Consider the following 19,025-nt stretch of genomic DNA (forward strand, 5'->3'; position numbering starts at 1 on the left):
ACATTGTTAAAGAGCGACTGCTATAAGCAGTGATAAGCGTTTTTTTCACATTAAAAAAAGAAGACCTTTTTCTTTTTCTAAGCTAGAAAAGCGTTCGCTTATCACTGCTCATATCACAGCTATCTGATCAGGTAATTCATTGTGGACGCTTACTGACTGTGACGCATCGTTTAAGGAGGTGATCCAGCCGCAGGTTCCCCTACGGCTACCTTGTTACGACTTCACCCCAGTCATGAACCACACCGTGGTGATCGCCCTCTTGCGTTAGGCTAACCACTTCTGGTGCAGTCCACTCCCATGGTGTGACGGGCGGTGTGTACAAGGCCCGGGAACGTATTCACCGTGACATTCTGATTCACGATTACTAGCGATTCCGACTTCACGGAGTCGAGTTGCAGACTCCGATCCGGACTGAGACCGGCTTTAAGGGATTCGCTGACTCTCGCGAGCTCGCAGCCCTTTGTACCGGCCATTGTAGCACGTGTGTAGCCCTACCCGTAAGGGCCATGATGACTTGACGTCGTCCCCACCTTCCTCCGGTTTGTCACCGGCAGTCTCCTTAGAGTTCCCGACATTACTCGCTGGCAAATAAGGACAAGGGTTGCGCTCGTTACGGGACTTAACCCAACATTTCACAACACGAGCTGACGACAGCCATGCAGCACCTGTCTTACAGTTCCCGAAGGCACACCAGAATCTCTTCCGGCTTCTGTAGATGTCAAGGGTAGGTAAGGTTCTTCGCGTTGCATCGAATTAAACCACATGCTCCACCGCTTGTGCGGGCCCCCGTCAATTCATTTGAGTTTTAACCTTGCGGCCGTACTCCCCAGGCGGTCGACTTATCGCGTTAACTTCGCCACAAAGTGCTCTAGGCACCCAACGGCTGGTCGACATCGTTTACGGCGTGGACTACCAGGGTATCTAATCCTGTTTGCTACCCACGCTTTCGCACCTCAGTGTCAGTGTCAGTCCAGAAGGCCGCCTTCGCCACTGGTATTCCTCCCGATCTCTACGCATTTCACCGCTACACCGGGAATTCTACCTTCCTCTCCTGCACTCTAGCCTGACAGTTCCGGATGCCGTTCCCAGGTTGAGCCCGGGGCTTTCACAACCGGCTTATCAAGCCACCTACGCGCGCTTTACGCCCAGTAATTCCGATTAACGCTTGCACCCTCCGTATTACCGCGGCTGCTGGCACGGAGTTAGCCGGTGCTTCTTCTGCGAGTGATGTCTTTCCTGGCGGGTATTAACCACCAGGCGTTCTTCCTCGCTGAAAGTGCTTTACAACCCGAGGGCCTTCTTCACACACGCGGCATGGCTGGATCAGGGTTGCCCCCATTGTCCAATATTCCCCACTGCTGCCTCCCGTAGGAGTTCGGGCCGTGTCTCAGTCCCGATGTGGCTGATCATCCTCTCAGACCAGCTACGGATCGTTGCCTTGGTGAGCCTTTACCTCACCAACTAGCTAATCCGACATAGGCTCATCCAATAGCGGGAGCCGGAGCCCCCTTTCTCCCGTAGGACGTATGCGGTATTAGCCTGGGTTTCCCCAGGTTATCCCCCACTACCGGGCAGATTCCTATGCATTACTCACCCGTCCGCCGCTCGTCAGCATCTAGCAAGCTAGATCTGTTACCGCTCGACTTGCATGTGTTAGGCCTGCCGCCAGCGTTCAATCTGAGCCATGATCAAACTCTTCAGTTTAAGATCTATGCGGTTCTTACCTGCCACTCGAAAGCGACAGAAGCGAACCAAACTTGGCTCAAGGTTCAAACGAATTCATTCAAAACAGATTCCAAAGGACGAATCCTTTACAACCTTATTGCTTGAGTCGCTTGCCTTGATATTGGGTGATTTGTCACCAACGTCAGCAAGCGCCCACATGAATTACCTGATCAAATTGTTAAAGAGCTGTTTCGCTGGATAGTTACTGTGAAAGTAACCGGCTTGCCGTTGACTTGGCTTGCCGCAGCGAGGAAGGCGTATTCTACGCATTTCCTAGTGTTTGTCAAGGGCGTTGTTTTCGATGTGATGTTGCTAACATCCAAAACCGCGAGCTATCGCAGAAGCGATAACTGTTTGACAAACCAAGGCTTTTACACCTCATTCACCGCTGGTAACGCTAGGCGTCCCCGGCAGCGGATGCGTACTTTACGGATTCGCCGCCGGGTTGGCAAGGGCTAATGCAAAAATAAGTATAAAAACAGACTGAAAAGTTTAGCTCTTGGGTTTTGCTTTACGCATAACGGCTAAAACAGGGCCTGAAGCCACGTAGGTACCAAATAGCAATAGCAGCATTACTGAAGGCTCAACCGAGATCAACACAAAGGCTAGTACGATGGCCAACAGCACAACAAAAGGCACTGGCTTTTTAAAATCGAGGTCCTTAAAGCTGTAGTAACGGATATTACTCACCATCAGTACACCTGCTGCAGCCACGACGACCAACATCAGCAGTTTGAAACCGAAAGCGTCGGCGTCGAAACTATGGAAAGTCCACACGCTGGCTGCGACTAGCGCCGCAGCAGAAGGGCTGGGTAAGCCAATAAACCATTTTTTATCGACACTCCCAATTTGCACATTGAAGCGCGCAAGGCGAAGCGCCGCGCAGGCAACGTAGAGAAAGGCCACTACCCATCCTGTTTTACCTATATCCTGAAGAATCCAGGTAAAGGCAACCAAAGCAGGCGCCATACCAAAGGAGATCATGTCAGACAGACTATCGTACTCAGCACCGAACTCACTTTGTGTATTGGTCATGCGTGCGACACGGCCATCCAATCCATCCAGCACCATGGCAATAAAGATCGCAACGGCCGCCGAGGTAAACTCACCATTTATGCCAGCCACCACCGCAAAGAAACCGGCAAAAAGTGCCGAAGTGGTAAATAGGTTGGGCAGTAAATAGATGCCTTTGCGGCGTATCTTTTTACCGTTTTCTACGGCCTCTTCGACCACTTCAGTTTCACGTAGGAAGGCAGCCGCCAAATCTTCATTGCCGCCCGCCTCTGAATGATCGGCACTATCAGGCTGTTCAGTTTTTTCAGGCTGAGCCGCGCCTGGCTGGCCTGGGTTTGACTGATCAAAACTTGAGTGATCTTGATCGCGAGCGTCCTGTGTCATAGGTTTCATCCATTAAAAGTGAAGTCACGGGAACAGTAGTCGCTTTCATTCTACACGGTGAGTGCAACTCGGCCAGCCAATTGCACCTTGGCATAGGCAAACAGAGCGTTACGAGCACCTCAACACAACAGTCACAATCGAAACGGGCCGCGCCGTCATTGAAGAGCAGTCACTACTGCCTTCGTTGATAAACATTTTGGTGTATGGCCACTAGTGTTTTTCGTACATCGCCATCCAAGCCTTGAGTTAAAATCGCACACTATAAACTCCGGCAGAATTGATGGAGCGTGTACGGCAGGCAGGAATGATTGGCGATTGCCCAACGTCTGCGCGTGCCACCTGGACACTATCACTTTATGTATAGTCCCGAATAAGCCCATCTATTGGCTACCTCACTTTAAAGCGAGAACACACAGCAGCGGCAAACAGTGCCCATTATTTTCCGAAGTAAGTCTTTACGAGGAATACGTCAGCACGTGACTTAAAGCATTCGACACTACTCCACGTATTTGTGACCAGGTAACAGGCGATTGTGAACATGGCCAGACTAGGCTTTGAGGTAGACATGGAGCCCAAAATCGCGCGGATAATCCCCTCTCGCCGAGCGTGTGCAAGTAATCAGCGTAAACCCAAGCTCTCCAAATACGATGTTGGTCTCCGTGTGCTCAACCGATGCTAAAAAAATCATGATTGAAGCGCTGTAAGCGAGTAGCGATATGTAATTAATCAGAAACGCCGATCTTGTATACGTTACAGCATGGCATTCTTGGCAAATATAAACACGCAACACTTCGAAAAAGAATATTAAACAATAAAGCGTTAAAGCTAACGTCCCGGTTACAAGCTCCGTCAAGAATATTAATTATCGCCACAGTCGTAGGGAAACATGCAGTCATGAGACATTGCCTTTGACATGCAAAACTAAAGAATCGTGTCAATATCAATAACTTTGAAATATAGACACCGACAGCGACCTTCATATCACCGAAAAGAGAGGCCGCATCAAGAAATTCACCACATGCAGGCAATAACCATAAGTAATCATTTGCTGTGAAAAATAATCACTTTTAATTCTTTTATGATGTGCCATAGAGTGAGGAAAAGATAAAAAGCAAAAGCAAAAGCAAAAACAGGAGATTTGTAGCATGAGGAAATATTATCGCACTACACTGATTGGGCTCCTTGGTTCCGCCATAGCGCTCTCATCCACCCAGGTTGCCGCCGAAACTTGGCGTATGGCTACAAAGGTACCCGCTGACAGCTTTGAAGGCCGACTGCATAAAGAATTTGCCGATAAAGTGAATGAATACACCGACGGTGGCGTGAAGATTAACGTTTATCCCTCCGAACAGCTAGGCGACGCGCAGACTGTGCTGGAGCAAGTCTCCTCCGGCATTATTGACATCTTCGTGGATGACGTCAGCTATCTGAATCGTTTCAACGAAGACATCACTTGGACATCGGCACCTTTCCTCTTCGATGATCGCGACCACTGGACCTGTTTTATGAAGTCCGATTATTTTCACGACATCCTGGGCAAGATTGAGGAAGAAGACAATATCGGCGTTATCGGCGAGGTAGGTCCCTTCGGCCGCGGCTTCCGTGTGTTAGTCACCAAGGATGAAATGCAGTCCTTCGATGACGTGCAGGGCACCAAACTACGTCTGTGGGATAACCAAATGATGGTCGACGTCTGGACCGCGCTCGGTACCGACCCATTAGTGATGGCATGGACCGATGTCTACCAATCTTTGCAGACTGGCATTGTCGAGGCTGTGACTTCGCCCTCCATCCTTGTTGAATCGATGAAGTTCTACGAGGTCGCGCCGCATATCGCGCGAACCGATGAATTCAACCAGGCCAACGCTTACATGATCAATCTCGGCTCGTGGAGCGAAATCTCGGGCGAGAACCAGGAAGCAGTGATCCGCGCATATCACGAGGTCTCTGCCGATGCGATGGAAGGCTTGCAGGCTAGCTTCGATGAGTCACTGGAGAAAATGGAGGCGCAAGGCGCGACCTACACTGAACTTAACACTGTCCCCTTCGTCGAGACGGCGGCGAAAATCTACGAAAGCTACGAGACCGAGGGCAGACTGCCCGAGGGTTTGCTCGACGCCGTCGATCAAGCGCGTACCAGCTGCAATTGATCTTTTCGCCTGAATATCGCCCTTCCTGCGCCCGACATGGGAAGGGCCTTCCTCTACCCAGGAGATCTAAATGCACCGGGTTCTCGACAAGGGTCGCAACGGTCTAGACCGTCTGGCCCACCTTTACGAAAGTATCTGCGTCATTCTCCTCATCGCGATGCTGGTCATCAATGCGCTCAACATTGTCACCCGCGGTGTCTTCGACTCCTCCCTCAACTGGGTCTGGCCCTGGACTATGGTGGCCTTTCTCACCTGGGTAATGTTGGCTTTCTTTCCGCTCTACCAGCGGCGCAAAGACGTCTCAATCTACATCCTTTTGCAATTCCTGCCGTCGGTTGCTCAGCGGGCTCTCGGCGTCCTCGTGGCAGTGTCGATCATGATCGCCTCGGGCCTACTAATTTATACCTTCCCGGAACGTCTAGCCTCCCTCCGAGGTACGATCGAGATGGTAGGTCTTCCGCGGAAAATTCTCATCTGGCCACTTCTGGCCTCAGCGCTGCCCATCTTTCTCGGTGCGCTGCTAGATGCCATTAGAATTCTGTCGGGCGCGGCCTATGTGCCCTTCGGCATGATCGAAGTGACGGAGGCTACGAAATGACAGGCATTCTCGTACTCGGTGTGTTTATTATACTGGCGTTCCTGTCAGTGCCAATCCTAACTGCCATCATCATAGCCGCCGCCACTGGAGTTGTTGCGCTCGGCTTTACCGATCAATTGGGGATTGTCTCACAACAAATGCTGGACGGGATCAATTCCCCTACGCTTTTGTCCGTTCCCTTCTTCATTCTTGCGGGCAACCTGCTAAACGGCCTGCAACTAACTGACCGGATATTTCGCTTTGCCAACAATGTAGTGGGCCATATTCGCGGCGGGCTGGCACAGGTGAACATTCTCGCCTCACTGCTCTTCGCTGGAATCTCCGGCGCGGCTGTAGCGGACTGCGCAGCTCTCGGCACAGTCGAGGTCAAGGCGATGCGCGAACGCGGCTACCCAGCAGACTTTGCGGCCGGTGTGACGGCAGCCTCCTCGATCATTGGACCGATCTTCCCGCCCTCAATTCCGCTGCTGATTTTCGCTTTCGTGGCTAATGCCTCCGTCGGACGACTATTCCTAGCAGGTGTCTTGCCAGCGATAGTGCTGCTTATAGTACTAATGACTTACGTCCACATCGTCTCCGCACGCCGCAACTTCCCCAAGGATCCACGTCCACCCTTAAAGGAAATCTTGTTGTCCGCCGTGGATGGTCTCCTTACCCTGCTGGCACCGGGTATCATCCTAGGCGCAATGCTCACGGGATTTACCACCGCCTCCGAAGCCGGTGTACTGGCCTGTCTCTACGCAATGGCGCTTGGTATCTGGTATCGCACACTAAATATGAAAGTGCTAATCACTGCCTTCCGTGAAACCGCAATACTTTCGACGATCGCGCTCTTGATGATCGGCTTCTCCGCCTGCGTAGGCTGGATCCTAGCATTCGACATGGTGCCGCAACGGCTGGCCGAATTCATTCTTGGTTCCATCGATGCCAAGTGGCAGTTTCTGCTGATTTATCTGATGTTCCTAGTGCTGATAGGCTGCGTCTTCGATGCCACCGCGGCGCTTATCATCCTCGTGCCAATCATGCTACCTATCGTGGATGGCTTTGAGATCGACCGAGTACATTTCGGAATATTCACAGTGCTGACCCTAATGGTAGGCATTCTGACTCCCCCCATCGGTATCGCCCTCTACATCATGATGGACGTAGCAAAGCTGCCTTTCGAAGCAGTAGCCAAGGCGACGGTACCCTTCTTAATCCCAATTGTAATCGCAGTGCTGCTGATCACCTTCGTGCCCAGCATTTCCCTCTTTCTGCCCGACCTAGTCTACGGCGCACCTTGACGCTAAGACTAGCACTCCTCCACTCAATAGATAAGGACATACAATGCGTGTTGCAATGCTGCAAATGAACTCTCGCCACGACAAGGCCGCAAACATTTCCGCAATCCGTGAGATGTTTGAAACTCGGGTCAAAGGTCAAGGCATCGACCTAGTGATCGCGCCAGAATATGCCACCTTCCTCGGCGGCTCGAAGGATGAACAATGGGCCGCAGGCGAAGCCTTTCCCGAAGGCGAAGGCTACAACGCCATGCGCGATCTCGCCATCGAGTACGGGGTTACCTTCCATGTCGGCTCCATGATCGAGGCGGCGGAAGACGGGTATTACAATACCGCCTTGGTTTTCGACCCAAAAGGCAACGAACTAGCCCGCTACCGCAAGATTCATCTCTTCGATGTAGAAACACCGCAGGGCCACATTTTTCGCGAAAGCGACATTATTAATCCCGGAAAGGAGGTAGTGACTTATGAAGCCGGCAACCTGAAGATCGGCTGCGCGATCTGCTATGACATGCGCTTTGCAGAGCTGTTCCAGAAACAGATGAAGGACGGCTGCAACGTGCTGACCGTTCCAGCGGCCTTCAATATGGAAACGGGCAAAGATCATTGGGAGCCTATCCTACGAGCCCGCGCCATCGAGAACCAGTGCTGGGTCATAGCCCCCGGCCAAGTCGGTCTACATAAAGAACCTGCGGGCGAACGCGCCTGTTACGGCAACTCTATGCTTATAGACCCCTGGGGCACCGTGATCGCGCGTGCCTCCAATAGACCTGGGGTGACCATCGCCGACATGGATATGGCGCTGCAGGACAACGTCCGTACCTCTTTGCCTTCCAATAAACATCACGTTTTGGCCTGATTATATGCTTGATAATTACGCAATCTGGATGAGTACGCCCAATCTCGACTTTCTCGAAATGGCGCATAACGCTGGCTTCACCTCGGTGGTCTGCGACGTGGAACACAACGGCTATTCACCAGACCGCCGCGAAGCACTGGTGGTAGTAGCCAAGGCTCTTGGCATGAAAATCTTCTTCAAGATTGAGGCACCAGAACCTGTTTGGGTGCAGCGAGCCCTTGATCTAGACGTGGACGGAGTGATCATCCCACATTCTGGTCGACTAGAGGACGTGAAGGCGGCTGTAGAAACCACCAAGTTCCCACCATTGGGGACCCGCAGCTTTGCCGCGGGCCGCTCGGCAAAGTTCTCTGCTCCCGATGCGGATTACTTTGAACGCTGCAATCGCCAGATACTTTGCCTACCTATGATCGAGACAGCCGAGGCCTTTGAAGACGTAGACGCGCTCCTGGGCCACGACTGCGTGGATGGAATCTTCGTCGGCCCCTTCGACCTCGCCCTAACGCGTGGCCGCCCCACCTATGCTTTCACCGATGCCGACCGTGCCGACATTGCCACGCTGGCCACAGCAGCCAAAGTCGCGGGCAAAGTATGGTGGATGCCGACTTGGCGCCCCGAAGAACAGTCTTTTGCTCACGAAAACGGCGTTTCAATACGTGTTATTGCAGCCGAACATCAAGTGATCACGATTGGCTTGAACACCATCATTTCAAGTCTAAAGAATTGAAAAGGAAGGAAGAAATGAAAGACTTCGTCAAGAATCCACTCCCCAAGTCTATCCCCCAATCCCTGATAGACAAGCTGGAAAAAGTTGAGACTGCAACCGTAGGCCACTTTTTGCACTCGGTCTTCGTGGATCGCGACATTACCGCTATTGATTCAACAAAGCGTGTCGCCGGCACCGCTGTGACATTACGTCTAGCCGCCAACGACTCCACCTTGCTACATGACGTGATATCAACACTCCGGCCGACAGATATATTGCTTATTGACCGCTCTGGCGACACTAAGCACGCCTGCTGGGGCGGTGTGATAACCAACGCCGCCGCAATCTGCGGATTCAAGGCGGGCATCGTCGACGGGCCAGTGACCGATGTTAACGAGATACGCCGCAATCAGTTCCCAATGTGGAGCCGCGGACGTTCCTCTGTTACTACAAAACTCTACGCCCAGTCGGGCGCTTTCAACATCCCAATTTCCATCGGCGGAGTAACGGTAAAACCTGGCGACGCAGTACTGGCTGACGAAAGCGGAGTAATCATTCTTGACCCGACAGAGGCGAACACCATCGCTGACAAGGCGCTTGCCATGCAGAAAATGGAACTGGATCTGATAGCACGCCTGGAGGCAGGCGAGCCACTAGGGACGATCACTGGCGCCTCCAAAATGGTCGAAGAGCGCCTGTTAGAGTAATGAATATTGATGCGCTCAGAACGCTGGTAAATATCTCGCAATACGGCAACTATCGCCGGGTTGCAGATGCCATGCACATCTCCCAGCCCGCGATCTCGAAACGGATCCGCGGGCTAGAAGAGCACTTCGGTCACCAACTTGTCGAGCGCTCGGGCGCATTCATGCGCTTAACCCCAGCAGGTCAGGCCATTCTTCCCTATTTTCAGCGAATCATAGCCACTTTCGACGAGGCTGGGCAACGCCTTAACGAGCCGGAAAAATGGCAGGGCACCATACGGCTCGGCGCGGTCGACACAATCATTTCCACCTGGCTTACCGACTTCCTCGACTTACACCAACAGCGTTATCCCAATATTAAACTCGAGGTAGTCTCCGCCCCAACGATTGAGTTACTCGATAACCTGCAGCATGGCAATGTGGATATCGCCCTGGTCCTAGGCCCTTCCTATGATCGAGCGCTGGCGGAGGTACCGCTCTGCGTTATGGACGTAGCCTTCTTCGGTGCCTGCGAGCCAGGCAATGACCCGTCTCACCCGCGCAAGATGTCTCCTGAGGCGCTATCGGAGGCCAACATCATCACATTCCCACAAGGGTCACGCCCCTATATTGATGTGGTACAACGCCTGTCGCAACTACGGCTGGCTGCCATGCCCTCCGTTTCGGGCTGTACCTCATTGTTTACCATGCGCACCATGGCAGAACGGGGGCTGGGCGTTATCACACTGCCGCGCAGCATGGCACATGAGGCGCACCTACAAGAACTAGACATAGGAGTGGAGCTGCCCTCCATGGGCTTTGCCGCTGTCTATGAACCTGCCGCCGCGCCATCAATGTACGCACTAACCTGTTCACTGGCGGCCGAGGTGGCCGCTGCTTATGCCCGACGTGTAGGTAGCGGAGTCCACGTGCCCTAGACTTTGGTCTTCCGCAAGAAACAACTAGGGTGGGACAATTGAGTTGCTTGGGCTTTCTGGAACATACACTGACAGTCGATGTAGATAGGCTGAACTTGAACATTAAACACGAGTTAAAATCTTTGCAGATTAGGAAAATGAGGCAGCCCACCTTGCTATGATGTCTCTTATTCAACGCCTACTCACCAGATCAGCGTTTTGCCTCGGGCTGCCCTCATATTTTCCCTTTAGGGAAACATGATTGCCGTCAGCTATTACTTCTACTTACTGGTTGCGCACGAGACTTTCTCCCCCCTTGTACCTCTCATAGAAGCAGCGCTTCTCAAGACTTACGCCAAAAAAAGCCGCCCCAAGGGCGGCCCTCTTAACCGACATCAACAACTTACAAATTAAAGCGACAAAACCTTATCGCCCCGGGCAATACCCGAGACCCCAGTGCGGGCGACCTCAAGAATGCCTACCGGCGCCATGGCTTGAAGGAAAGCATCAAGCTTGCCTGCGTCGCCGGTGATCTGCACTGTATACAGGCTTGGCGTTACGTCGACGATCTGCGCGCGGAAGATATCCACCGTGCGCTTCACTTCATCGCGTGCCGCGCCTAGCGCTTTCACTTTAACCAACATCAGCTCGCGCTCGATGTGGTTGCCTTCGGTGAGATCCACCAGTTTGACCACATCAATCAACTTATTAAGGTGCTTGGTGATCTGCTCGATCACGCGGTCATCGCCCACGGTAGTGACCGTTAAACGCGACAGTGACGGGTCTTCAGTAGGTGCCACGTTAAGCGTTTCGATGTTGAAGTTACGCTGGGAGAACAACCCGACCACACGTGACAGCGCACCCGGCTCGTTTTCTAACAGAATCGAGATGATATGACGCATCAGGTACGCTCCGTTTTAGACAGCAGCATGTCGCGCATGGCACCTAACGGTACCTGCATCGGATAGACGTGCTCATGGGGATCGACCTTCACGTCAAGGAATACCAGCTCGTGCTTATCAGCAAAGGCACGCTCCAGCGCAGGCTCCAGTTCGTCAAGGGTATTGACGGTAATCGCGGTAAACCCATACGCCTCGATTAGCATATGAAAGTCGGGCAGCGACTCCATATAGGAGTGTGCGTGACGCGACTTATAGTTCAAGTCCTGCCACTGACGCACCATGCCTAGCGACGCATTGTTAAGATTGACGATCTTAACGCCCACCCCGTACTGCTTACAGGTGGAGAGCTCCTGCATCATCATCTGGAAGCTGCCTTCACCGGTGATACACACCACGTCATCATCCGGATAGTTCTGTTTGATACCCATGGCAGCGGGGAAGCCAAAGCCCATGGTGCCCAAGCCACCCGAGGTAATCAGCCGGTTGGGTTTATCAAACTTGTAGTACTGAGCCGCGAACATCTGGTGCTGGCCAACATCGGTCGTCACGAAGGCTTCGCCGCGGGTAACCCGGCAAACCGCCTCAACCACTTCCTGGGGCTTAAGCACTTCACCCGGCTTGGAAGGCTCGTAAAGTTTGCCTTCACGGTCGGCGCGCCAGCCATCAATTTTCTGCCACCACTCGGTTAGCGCTTCAGGATGGGCAATGTTGTGCCCTTGCACCAAGCTGATCATCTCGTTGATAACGCTGGAGGCCGGGCCCACGATCGGCACATCGGCACGCACCGTTTTAGAGATTGAGCTCGGGTCGACGTCCACATGGATGATTTTAGCCGTCGGGCAGAACTTAGACGTGCTATTGGTCACGCGATCATCAAAACGCGCCCCAATGGCAATAATCAGGTCTGCGTGATGCATCGCCATATTGGATTCATAGGAGCCGTGCATACCCAGCCAGCCCAAGCACTGCCGGTCACTTTGAGGATACGCACCGATACCCATCAAGGTGGTGGTGATCGGATAGCCCAGTTGCTTGACCAGATCGGTCAGGCCTTCGCTGGCTTTACCCGTTACCACGCCGCCACCGGTATAGAACACCGGGCGCTTGGCTTTGAGTATCATCTCAACGGCTTTTTTAATCTGCCCCGTGTGGCCCCGCGTGACGGGGTTATACGAGCGCATCTTGACCTTTTTCGGATAGATGTACTCATAGCGTTCGGTGGGCGCCGTCATATCTTTAGGAATATCGACTACCACCGGGCCCGGACGGCCTGTAGCGGCTAAATAGAACGCCTTTTTAAGTACTTCCGGTATTTCCGACGGGTGACGAATCGAGAAGCTGTGCTTCACGATCGGGCGTGTCACACCGACGATATCGGTTTCCTGGAAGGCGTCTTCACCGATCAGATGGCTCGCCACCTGGCCACACAGCACCACCATGGGAATTGAATCCATGTAGGCGGTGGCAATACCAGTGACGGCATTGGTGGCACCGGGGCCAGAGGTAACCAGCACGCAGCCGGGCTTGCCTGATGCGCGGGCATAGCCATCGGCGGCGTGGGTAGCCGCTTGTTCGTGACGCACCAGAATGTGCTTCACTTTGTCCTGGCGGAAAAGTGCATCGTAAATATGCAGCGCTGCACCGCCGGGGTAACCATAAATGTATTCGATGCCCTCATCTTGCAAGAAGCGGGCGATCATATCTGCGCCGGAAAGCAGTTCCACTGTATTTCTCCCCTGAAGGTCTCGAGTGCGATCCGCAGGACATCCTGCGGTGTCGAGTGCGGCGGTATGCCGCTGCCGGCCCTTGCCGGCACCTGATGCCAAACCCTGGCAGATGGCCCGGTTAGGGCCTGCACTCTTATCACGGCAGTTCGCCGTGTCGGGGCGTTGGCCAGGTTGGGCGGTTAGCCCAAGCCCGGAAGTCCTTCGGCGGGTAGAGGCCTTAGCCTACCCTTCGCGCGGGGATTAGGGGTTGCCCGTTGAGTCCGCGCCCGCAAATCAGGAACCGACAAGATTCCATTAGCGCCCTTAGCCTGTCAACCTCCGATCAGGCCAAACGCAACAAAGGTCGCAAGAAGCCATTAAAAAAGCCCCGCCAGCAACGCTAGCGGGGCTTTTTGCTTACTCAATTGCGCAAAGTGGCGGCACCAATTATGAGCTAAACACCAGCTTGCCCTCTTCCGCGTTGATATGAATGGTATCTCCAGGGGCAAATTTGCCCCCCAGCAGGTCTTGCGCCAGCGGGTTCTCAATACGGCTTTGAATTGCCCGTTTGAGTGGCCGCGCCCCGTATACGGGGTCGAAGCCCACGACCGCCAGTTGCGCCATGGCCTCTGGGCTAACCTCAAGCTTCAGGTCGTGTTCGGCAAGGCGCACTTTCAAACGCTCAAGCTGAATACCGGCAATCGCCTGAATCTGCTCTTGGCCCAGGGCGTGGAACACCACCACTTCATCGATGCGGTTGATGAGTTCAGGCCGGAAGTGGTTACCCACCACCTCCATGACCATGTTTTTCATTACCTCATAGTCCTGATCTTCGTCACCACTAGAATCACCGCCCATACGCTGGATAATGTCAGAGCCCATGTTCGAGGTCATCACGATCACGGTGTTGCGGAAATCCACCGTGCGGCCCTGGCCGTCGGTTAAGCGGCCATCTTCCAATACCTGCAGCAGGATGTTGAAGACATCCGGGTGGGCTTTTTCCACCTCATCCAGCAGCAGCACCGAGTATGGCTTGCGCCGCACTGCTTCGGTTAAATAGCCGCCCTCTTCATAGCCTACGTAACCTGGAGGCGCACCGATCAAGCGAGCCACGGAGTGCTTCTCCATAAACTCGGACATATCGATACGCACCATGGCCTCTTCGGTGTCGAATAGGAAGTTCGCCAGCGACTTACACAGCTCGGTTTTACCCACCCCGGTGGGGCCGAGGAACAGGAATGAGCCGTTAGGGCGGTTGGGGTCGGCAAGACCGGCCCTAGAGCGGCGTACCGCATTAGCCACTGCCTCGACGGCTTCCTCCTGACCGATTACCCGCTGGTGCAGTGCCTCCTCCATACGCAGCAGTTTATCGCGCTCGCCTTCGAGCATTTTGGAAACCGGAATGCCAGTCCAGCGAGAGACCACCTCGGCGATCTCCTCTTCAGTAACGTTAGAGCGCAGCAGCTGGTGGCTTGAGGTATCCGCCTCGCCTTCGCCGCTTTCGGCAATTTTCTTCTCTAGCTCTGGAATTTTGCCGTACTGAATTTCCGACATCCGCCCCAAGTCACCCTGACGACGGGCCTGTTCAAGGTCAATGCGCGCCTGCTCCAATTCCGCTTTAAACTGAGCAGCCCCTTGAATACTGGCTTTCTCGGCTTTCCAGATTTCATCAAGGTCAGCGTATTCTCGCTCTAGCTCGTGAATCTGGGTATTGAGTGCCTCCAGGCGTTTTTTAGTGGCCTCGTCGGTCTCTTTTTTGAGCGCCTCACGCTCCATCTTGAGCTGAATTAGACGACGATCAAGGCGATCCATCGCTTCCGGCTTGGAGTCCAGCTCCATGCGAATACGCGAGGCGGCCTCATCAATTAGGTCGATGGCTTTGTCGGGCAGTTGGCGATCGGTAATATAGCGAGTAGAAAGCTTGGCTGCGGCAATAATTGCCGAGTCGGTAATATCCACGCCGTGGTGCACTTCGTAGCGCTCTTTCAGGCCGCGCAGAATCGCCACGGTGTCCTCTTCGGAAGGCTCATCAACCAGTACCTTCTGGAAGCGGCGCTCAAGAGCGGCGTCTTTCTCGATATACTTGCGATACTCATCTAGGGTGGTCGCGCCCACGCAGTGCAGCTCACCGCGAGCCAGGGCAGGCTTGAGCATATTACCTGCATCCATGGCACCTTCGGCTTTGCCTGCCCCGACCATAGTGTGCAGTTCGTCAATAAACAGGATCACGCGGCCTTCTTCCTGGGAAAGCTCCTTGAGTACCGCTTTCAAGCGCTCTTCGAACTCGCCACGGAATTTAGCACCCGCCAGCAGCGAGCCCATATCCAGCGAAAGCACGCGCTTATCTTTGAGGCCTTCCGGCACTTCGCCGTTAACGATACGCTGGGCCAGCCCCTCGACGATGGCCGTTTTGCCCACCCCCGGCTCGCCGATTAACACCGGATTGTTCTTGGTGCGCCGCTGCAGTACTTGAATGGTACGGCGAATTTCGTCGTCGCGGCCGATCACCGGGTCGAGCTTGCCGTCCAGCGCGCGCTGGGTAAGATCCATGGTGTATTTATTCAGCGCTTCGCGCTGATCTTCGGCGTTAGCATCGTCGACAGTCGCTCCGCCGCGCAGGCTGTTAATGGCGGCTTCGAGTGATTTACGATTGATGCCCGCGTCTTTAAGCAGCTTGGTAATCGCTGAATTCATTTCCAGCGCTGCCAATAGAACGAGTTCACTAGCAATAAACTGATCGCCGCGCTTCTGGGCTTCGCGATCGGTTAAGTTGAAAAGCTTGATAAAGTCTCGCGACGGCTGCACTTCACCATCGAATTGCCCCACCTTGGGCAGGTTATCTAACTGTTGTACCAACCCATCGCGCAGACGCGAAGGGTTGCCCTCAGCTTTTTCGATCAGGGCTTTAATACCGGTATCTTTGGTGTCAAGCAGGGCCAGCAGCAAGTGCGCTGGGTCTAGCTGATTATGACCGCGGCCAACGGCCAGCGACTGCGCTTCGGCAATCGCACTTTGAAGCTTGGCGGTAAATTTATCAAAACGCATGAAATTCCTCCTGGGGTAGCCGTGCGTTTGGACGCACCGCGTGACCCGATAACGTGTCATTAGACATGCTAAATCACTATTAGCTTGACAAGTTAAATGGCGTCAGTTCCATGCTTTTCAAGAGGTGGCGGTGTAAACCGCTGACTTATGGAAGCCTTAATTCACATTAATTGATCCAGATCACGCTGGCCATTCGCCCAGTGTTGCCGCCATCACGACGATAGGAGTAGAAGCGCGACTCGCAGGCGGTGCAGAAGTGGCCTCCGCTAATGTTATTGACTCCCAGCGCCTCTAAGCGAAATCGTGCAAGTCGATAGAGATCAGCCATGTAATGACCCAACCGATAAGGGCTATGGTCAAAGGCGTCAGCGGTATCCGGGTGAACGGCAACAAAGGCGCCGTAAACTTCTGGGCCAACCTCAAATTGAGCGTTGGAGATAGCAGGCCCTAACCACACCAGAATATCATCTGGGTCAGTGTTCATCGCAGCAATGGTTGCTTCCAGCACACCGCCCGCCAAACCGCGCCAACCGGCATGGGCAACCGCCACCTGGGTACCCGCCCGATTACAGAACATCACCGGCAGGCAGTCTGCTGTCAGCACAACGCATGCGTACTCGCTGGAGGTTGCAAGGGAGGCATCTGCGTCGGCAGCCTCAAGCTGATAAAACTGCTGCACACGGGCGCCATGGGTCTGATTCAGCCACAGCAGAGGCCGCTCATCGCCAATTTCCTTTTGCAGCAAACGACGGCACAACGCCACATGATCAGCATTATCGCCGACATGGGAAGCGGAGTTGAAGGCGGCGAAATCACCCTGGCTAGGCCCCGATTCACGGGTCGTCACAAAGGCACGCACATTGGTCGGGGCCGGCCAGTCGGGCACTAAAAGCGTTGGCCGTAAATTAATGGCATCGCTCATCTCATGGTCTCATTATCTTCGCGCAGGTAGTCCAACAACATTAACAAATCATCAGGGAGGTCTGCCTGAAACGTTAATGTTTCGCCACTTACCGGGTGCTTGAAAATCAACTTACGCGCGTGCAGAGCCTGACGAGGGAACTCGCGCAAGATCTCCTTCAGCGGCTCAGCAGCACCCGGCGGTAACTTGGCGCGACCGCCGTACATAGGGTCACCAATTAAGGGATAGCGAGCATGGGCCATATGCACACGAATTTGGTGGGTGCGCCCCGTTTCCAGCTTACAGCGCACGTGGGTGTGGGCACGGAAGCGTTCAACCACGCGAAAATGGGTAATAGCAGGTTTACCCGAAGCCGTCACGGCCTGGCGTTTGCGGTCTTTAGGGTGACGACCAATGGGTGCATCAATGGTACTACCCGATACAGGCTTACCAATCACGACGGCATCGTATTGGCGTGACACGCTGCGCGCCTGTAGCTGGTCCACCAGCGCTGTCTGGGCGGGCAGCGTTTTCGCCACCATCATCAATCCCGTGGTGTCTTTATCTAGGCGGTGAACGATCCCCGCACGCGGCACTTCCGCCAGTGCCGGATGATGGTGAAGCAATGCATTTAATAGCGTGCCATCCGGGTTGCCTGCGGCAGGATGCACCACCATGCCAGCGGCTTTGTTAATCACCATCACCGTATCATCTTCATATACGATATCCAGCGCGATGTCTTGGGCTTCAAAGCGCGTATCGTCTTCGATGGTCGCCTGAAGCGTCAACACTTCATGGCCATGCAGCTTGGCTTTCGGCTTGGCTTGCGCGCCATCAACCGTCAATTCGCCGGCGTTAATCCACGCTTTTAAGCGCTCACGGGAGTAATCGCTGAACAACTCAGCCGCCGCTTGGTCTAATCGCGCACCGGCTAACGTAGCGGGCACGCGCTGCGTGTCTTCAACTATTCGAGACATGAAAAACCTCTTTAAGACGCAAACCCCCCAGCAAGGCGCAAAAACCAGCCTCGACATGGAAAAATAAGCTTTGACGACACCCGACGAAACGTCGCTAAGCCTGCGTTTTGAGCCGAGGTGTTTTATAGTGGGCGGACTGCGACCTATTCTACCATTTCTACTTATGGCCATCGCCGCTTTTTGGTGATTGAGGCTTGTTTGCAACGAGGATGATGATGCGCGTTTTTTCAGCTGCCAACCGCTTTGGTGCCATAGCCCTAAGCCTTGCCCTTTTAGCGGGCTGTGCGAGTAACGATACCAGCGAAGAAGAGGAAGATGAATTTGCTGGAGTGCAGGAGCGTGAGCTCTATGAATTGGCACGCACGGCTCTAGACGATAACCGCTACCCGATTGCGATAGAGCGCTTGGAAGCACTCGATACGCGCTATCCGTTCGGCGCTCATGCCGAGCAAGCCCAGCTTGAGCTAATCTATGCCTACTATGAAAATAGCAATTGGGAAGAAGCTCGGGCAGCGGCCAGCCGCTTTATTCGCCTTCATCCCGACCACCCCCAAGTGGACTACGCCTACTATCTGAGTGGTCTCTCTGCATGGCAAGCGGGCCGCTTTAGCTTAGAGCGCCTGCGCCTAATCGATATTTCCAAGCGCGATCTAGGCGCTTCCCGTGATGCCTACAATGACTTCCGCGAGCTGATTCAGCGTTACCCGCAGAGTGAATATGCCGCCGATGCTCAGCAGCGTATTGTCTACCTGCGCGAGTTGATGGCCCGCCATGAGCTGCACGTTGCCGACTACTATCTGCGCCGTGGTGCCTATTTAGCGGCCGTTGAGCGTGGTCGTTGGGTGATCGAGAACTACCCTGAATCCAGCGCCACCCGGGATGCGCTGGCCACCATGGTAGAAGGCTATCAAGGCCTAGACATGGATGATCGCGCCGATGAAGTGCTCGCAGTGCTGCGCGAGAACGCACCCAACCATGAGCAGCTGCAGGGCAGTCGTTTTGTTCCCAAGCACTTAGGCCAAAATTACTAACAGGCGAGTACTCAGTCGCTAAGAACTGTACAACAGTTACCTATTAAACCACGCTTCGGCGTGGTTTTTTTTATACAAAAAAAAGCGCAAGTAACTGATTTTGAAGGCCAAGATACAAGCCAAAGGCAAGCAGCGTACAAATAATTA

General features: G+C 53.8%; 14 protein-coding genes and 1 rRNA gene. 8 read left to right on the forward strand and 7 right to left on the reverse strand.

The genetic code is table 11. The features are described 5' to 3' along the window. Window positions 1-171: 171 nt before the first annotated feature. Together QEN58_RS16000 and pssA are read right to left on the reverse strand one after the other, a co-directional pair. Window positions 172-1,704 (reverse strand): 16S ribosomal RNA (locus QEN58_RS16000). Between the two features lie 513 nt (window positions 1,705-2,217). After that, on the reverse strand, window positions 2,218-3,123 hold the full coding sequence (gene pssA, locus QEN58_RS16005) for a CDP-diacylglycerol--serine O-phosphatidyltransferase (RefSeq protein WP_425270292.1): 906 nt from the start codon (window positions 3,121-3,123) through the stop codon (window positions 2,218-2,220). 1,145 nt (window positions 3,124-4,268) lie between these two features. On the opposite strand from pssA, the gene QEN58_RS16010 reads away from it, so the two are divergent. The 7 genes from QEN58_RS16010 (at window position 4,269) to QEN58_RS16040 (ending at window position 10,337) form a co-directional block, all read left to right on the forward strand. Then, window positions 4,269-5,273 carry a TRAP transporter substrate-binding protein gene (locus tag QEN58_RS16010; protein ID WP_280104591.1) on the forward strand — a complete coding sequence of 335 codons (1,005 nt, stop codon included), beginning with the start codon at window positions 4,269-4,271 and terminating at the stop codon, window positions 5,271-5,273. A 70-nt stretch (window positions 5,274-5,343) separates the two neighbouring features. Continuing rightward, the gene (locus QEN58_RS16015; RefSeq protein ID WP_280104592.1) at window positions 5,344-5,871 is read left to right on the forward strand and encodes a TRAP transporter small permease; all 528 of its coding nucleotides are present in this window, start codon (window positions 5,344-5,346) and stop codon (window positions 5,869-5,871) included. Continuing rightward, window positions 5,868-7,154 (forward strand): TRAP transporter large permease, encoded by a 1,287-nt coding sequence (locus QEN58_RS16020; protein WP_280104593.1) that lies wholly within the window; start codon window positions 5,868-5,870, stop codon window positions 7,152-7,154. The genes QEN58_RS16015 and QEN58_RS16020 overlap by 4 nt, the downstream gene beginning before the upstream one ends. A 43-nt stretch (window positions 7,155-7,197) precedes the next feature. Then, entirely contained in the window at window positions 7,198-8,010 is an 813-nt protein-coding gene (locus tag QEN58_RS16025; protein ID WP_280104594.1) for a carbon-nitrogen hydrolase family protein, read from the forward strand. A gap of 4 nt (window positions 8,011-8,014) precedes the next feature. Further along, window positions 8,015-8,737, forward strand: coding sequence for an HpcH/HpaI aldolase family protein (locus QEN58_RS16030; RefSeq protein ID WP_280104595.1), 723 nt, complete (start codon window positions 8,015-8,017; stop codon window positions 8,735-8,737). Between the two features lie 14 nt (window positions 8,738-8,751). Then, window positions 8,752-9,423 (forward strand): RraA family protein, encoded by a 672-nt coding sequence (locus tag QEN58_RS16035; protein ID WP_280104596.1) that lies wholly within the window; start codon window positions 8,752-8,754, stop codon window positions 9,421-9,423. Next, window positions 9,423-10,337: a LysR family transcriptional regulator gene (locus tag QEN58_RS16040; protein WP_280104597.1), complete on the forward strand. Its 915-nt coding sequence runs from the start codon at window positions 9,423-9,425 to the stop codon at window positions 10,335-10,337. Before QEN58_RS16035 ends, QEN58_RS16040 begins: the two co-directional genes overlap by 1 nt. A gap of 389 nt (window positions 10,338-10,726) precedes the next feature. On the opposite strand, the gene ilvN is transcribed toward QEN58_RS16040, so the two are convergent. The 5 genes from ilvN to rluD all read right to left on the reverse strand — a co-directional run bounded on the left by ilvN (window position 10,727) and on the right by rluD (window position 17,847). Beyond that, window positions 10,727-11,218, reverse strand: coding sequence for an acetolactate synthase small subunit (ilvN, locus tag QEN58_RS16045; protein WP_007113940.1), 492 nt, complete (start codon window positions 11,216-11,218; stop codon window positions 10,727-10,729). After that, the gene (locus QEN58_RS16050) at window positions 11,218-12,942 is read right to left on the reverse strand and encodes an acetolactate synthase 3 large subunit (RefSeq protein WP_280104598.1); all 1,725 of its coding nucleotides are present in this window, start codon (window positions 12,940-12,942) and stop codon (window positions 11,218-11,220) included. The genes ilvN and QEN58_RS16050 overlap by 1 nt, the downstream gene beginning before the upstream one ends. Before the next feature lie 429 nt (window positions 12,943-13,371). After that, entirely contained in the window at window positions 13,372-15,969 is a 2,598-nt protein-coding gene (gene clpB / locus QEN58_RS16055; RefSeq protein ID WP_280104599.1) for an ATP-dependent chaperone ClpB, read from the reverse strand. Window positions 15,970-16,135: 166 nt separating this feature from the next. Further along, a complete protein-coding gene (gene pgeF, locus QEN58_RS16060; protein WP_280104600.1) occupies window positions 16,136-16,891 on the reverse strand; it encodes a peptidoglycan editing factor PgeF in 756 nt (251 codons plus the stop codon). Then, window positions 16,888-17,847 carry a 23S rRNA pseudouridine(1911/1915/1917) synthase RluD gene (gene rluD / locus QEN58_RS16065; RefSeq protein ID WP_280104601.1) on the reverse strand — a complete coding sequence of 320 codons (960 nt, stop codon included), beginning with the start codon at window positions 17,845-17,847 and terminating at the stop codon, window positions 16,888-16,890. Before rluD ends, pgeF begins: the two co-directional genes overlap by 4 nt. A 215-nt stretch (window positions 17,848-18,062) precedes the next feature. Between rluD and QEN58_RS16070 the strand changes: the two genes are divergently transcribed. After that, complete coding sequence (locus QEN58_RS16070) at window positions 18,063-18,878, forward strand: outer membrane protein assembly factor BamD (protein WP_280104602.1); 816 nt, start codon at window positions 18,063-18,065, stop codon at window positions 18,876-18,878. The last annotated feature ends 147 nt before the right edge of the window (window positions 18,879-19,025 follow it).

This window comes from Halomonas alkaliantarctica (assembly GCF_029854215.1).
In the GTDB taxonomy this organism is placed as follows: Bacteria; Pseudomonadota; Gammaproteobacteria; order Pseudomonadales; family Halomonadaceae; genus Vreelandella; species Vreelandella alkaliantarctica_A.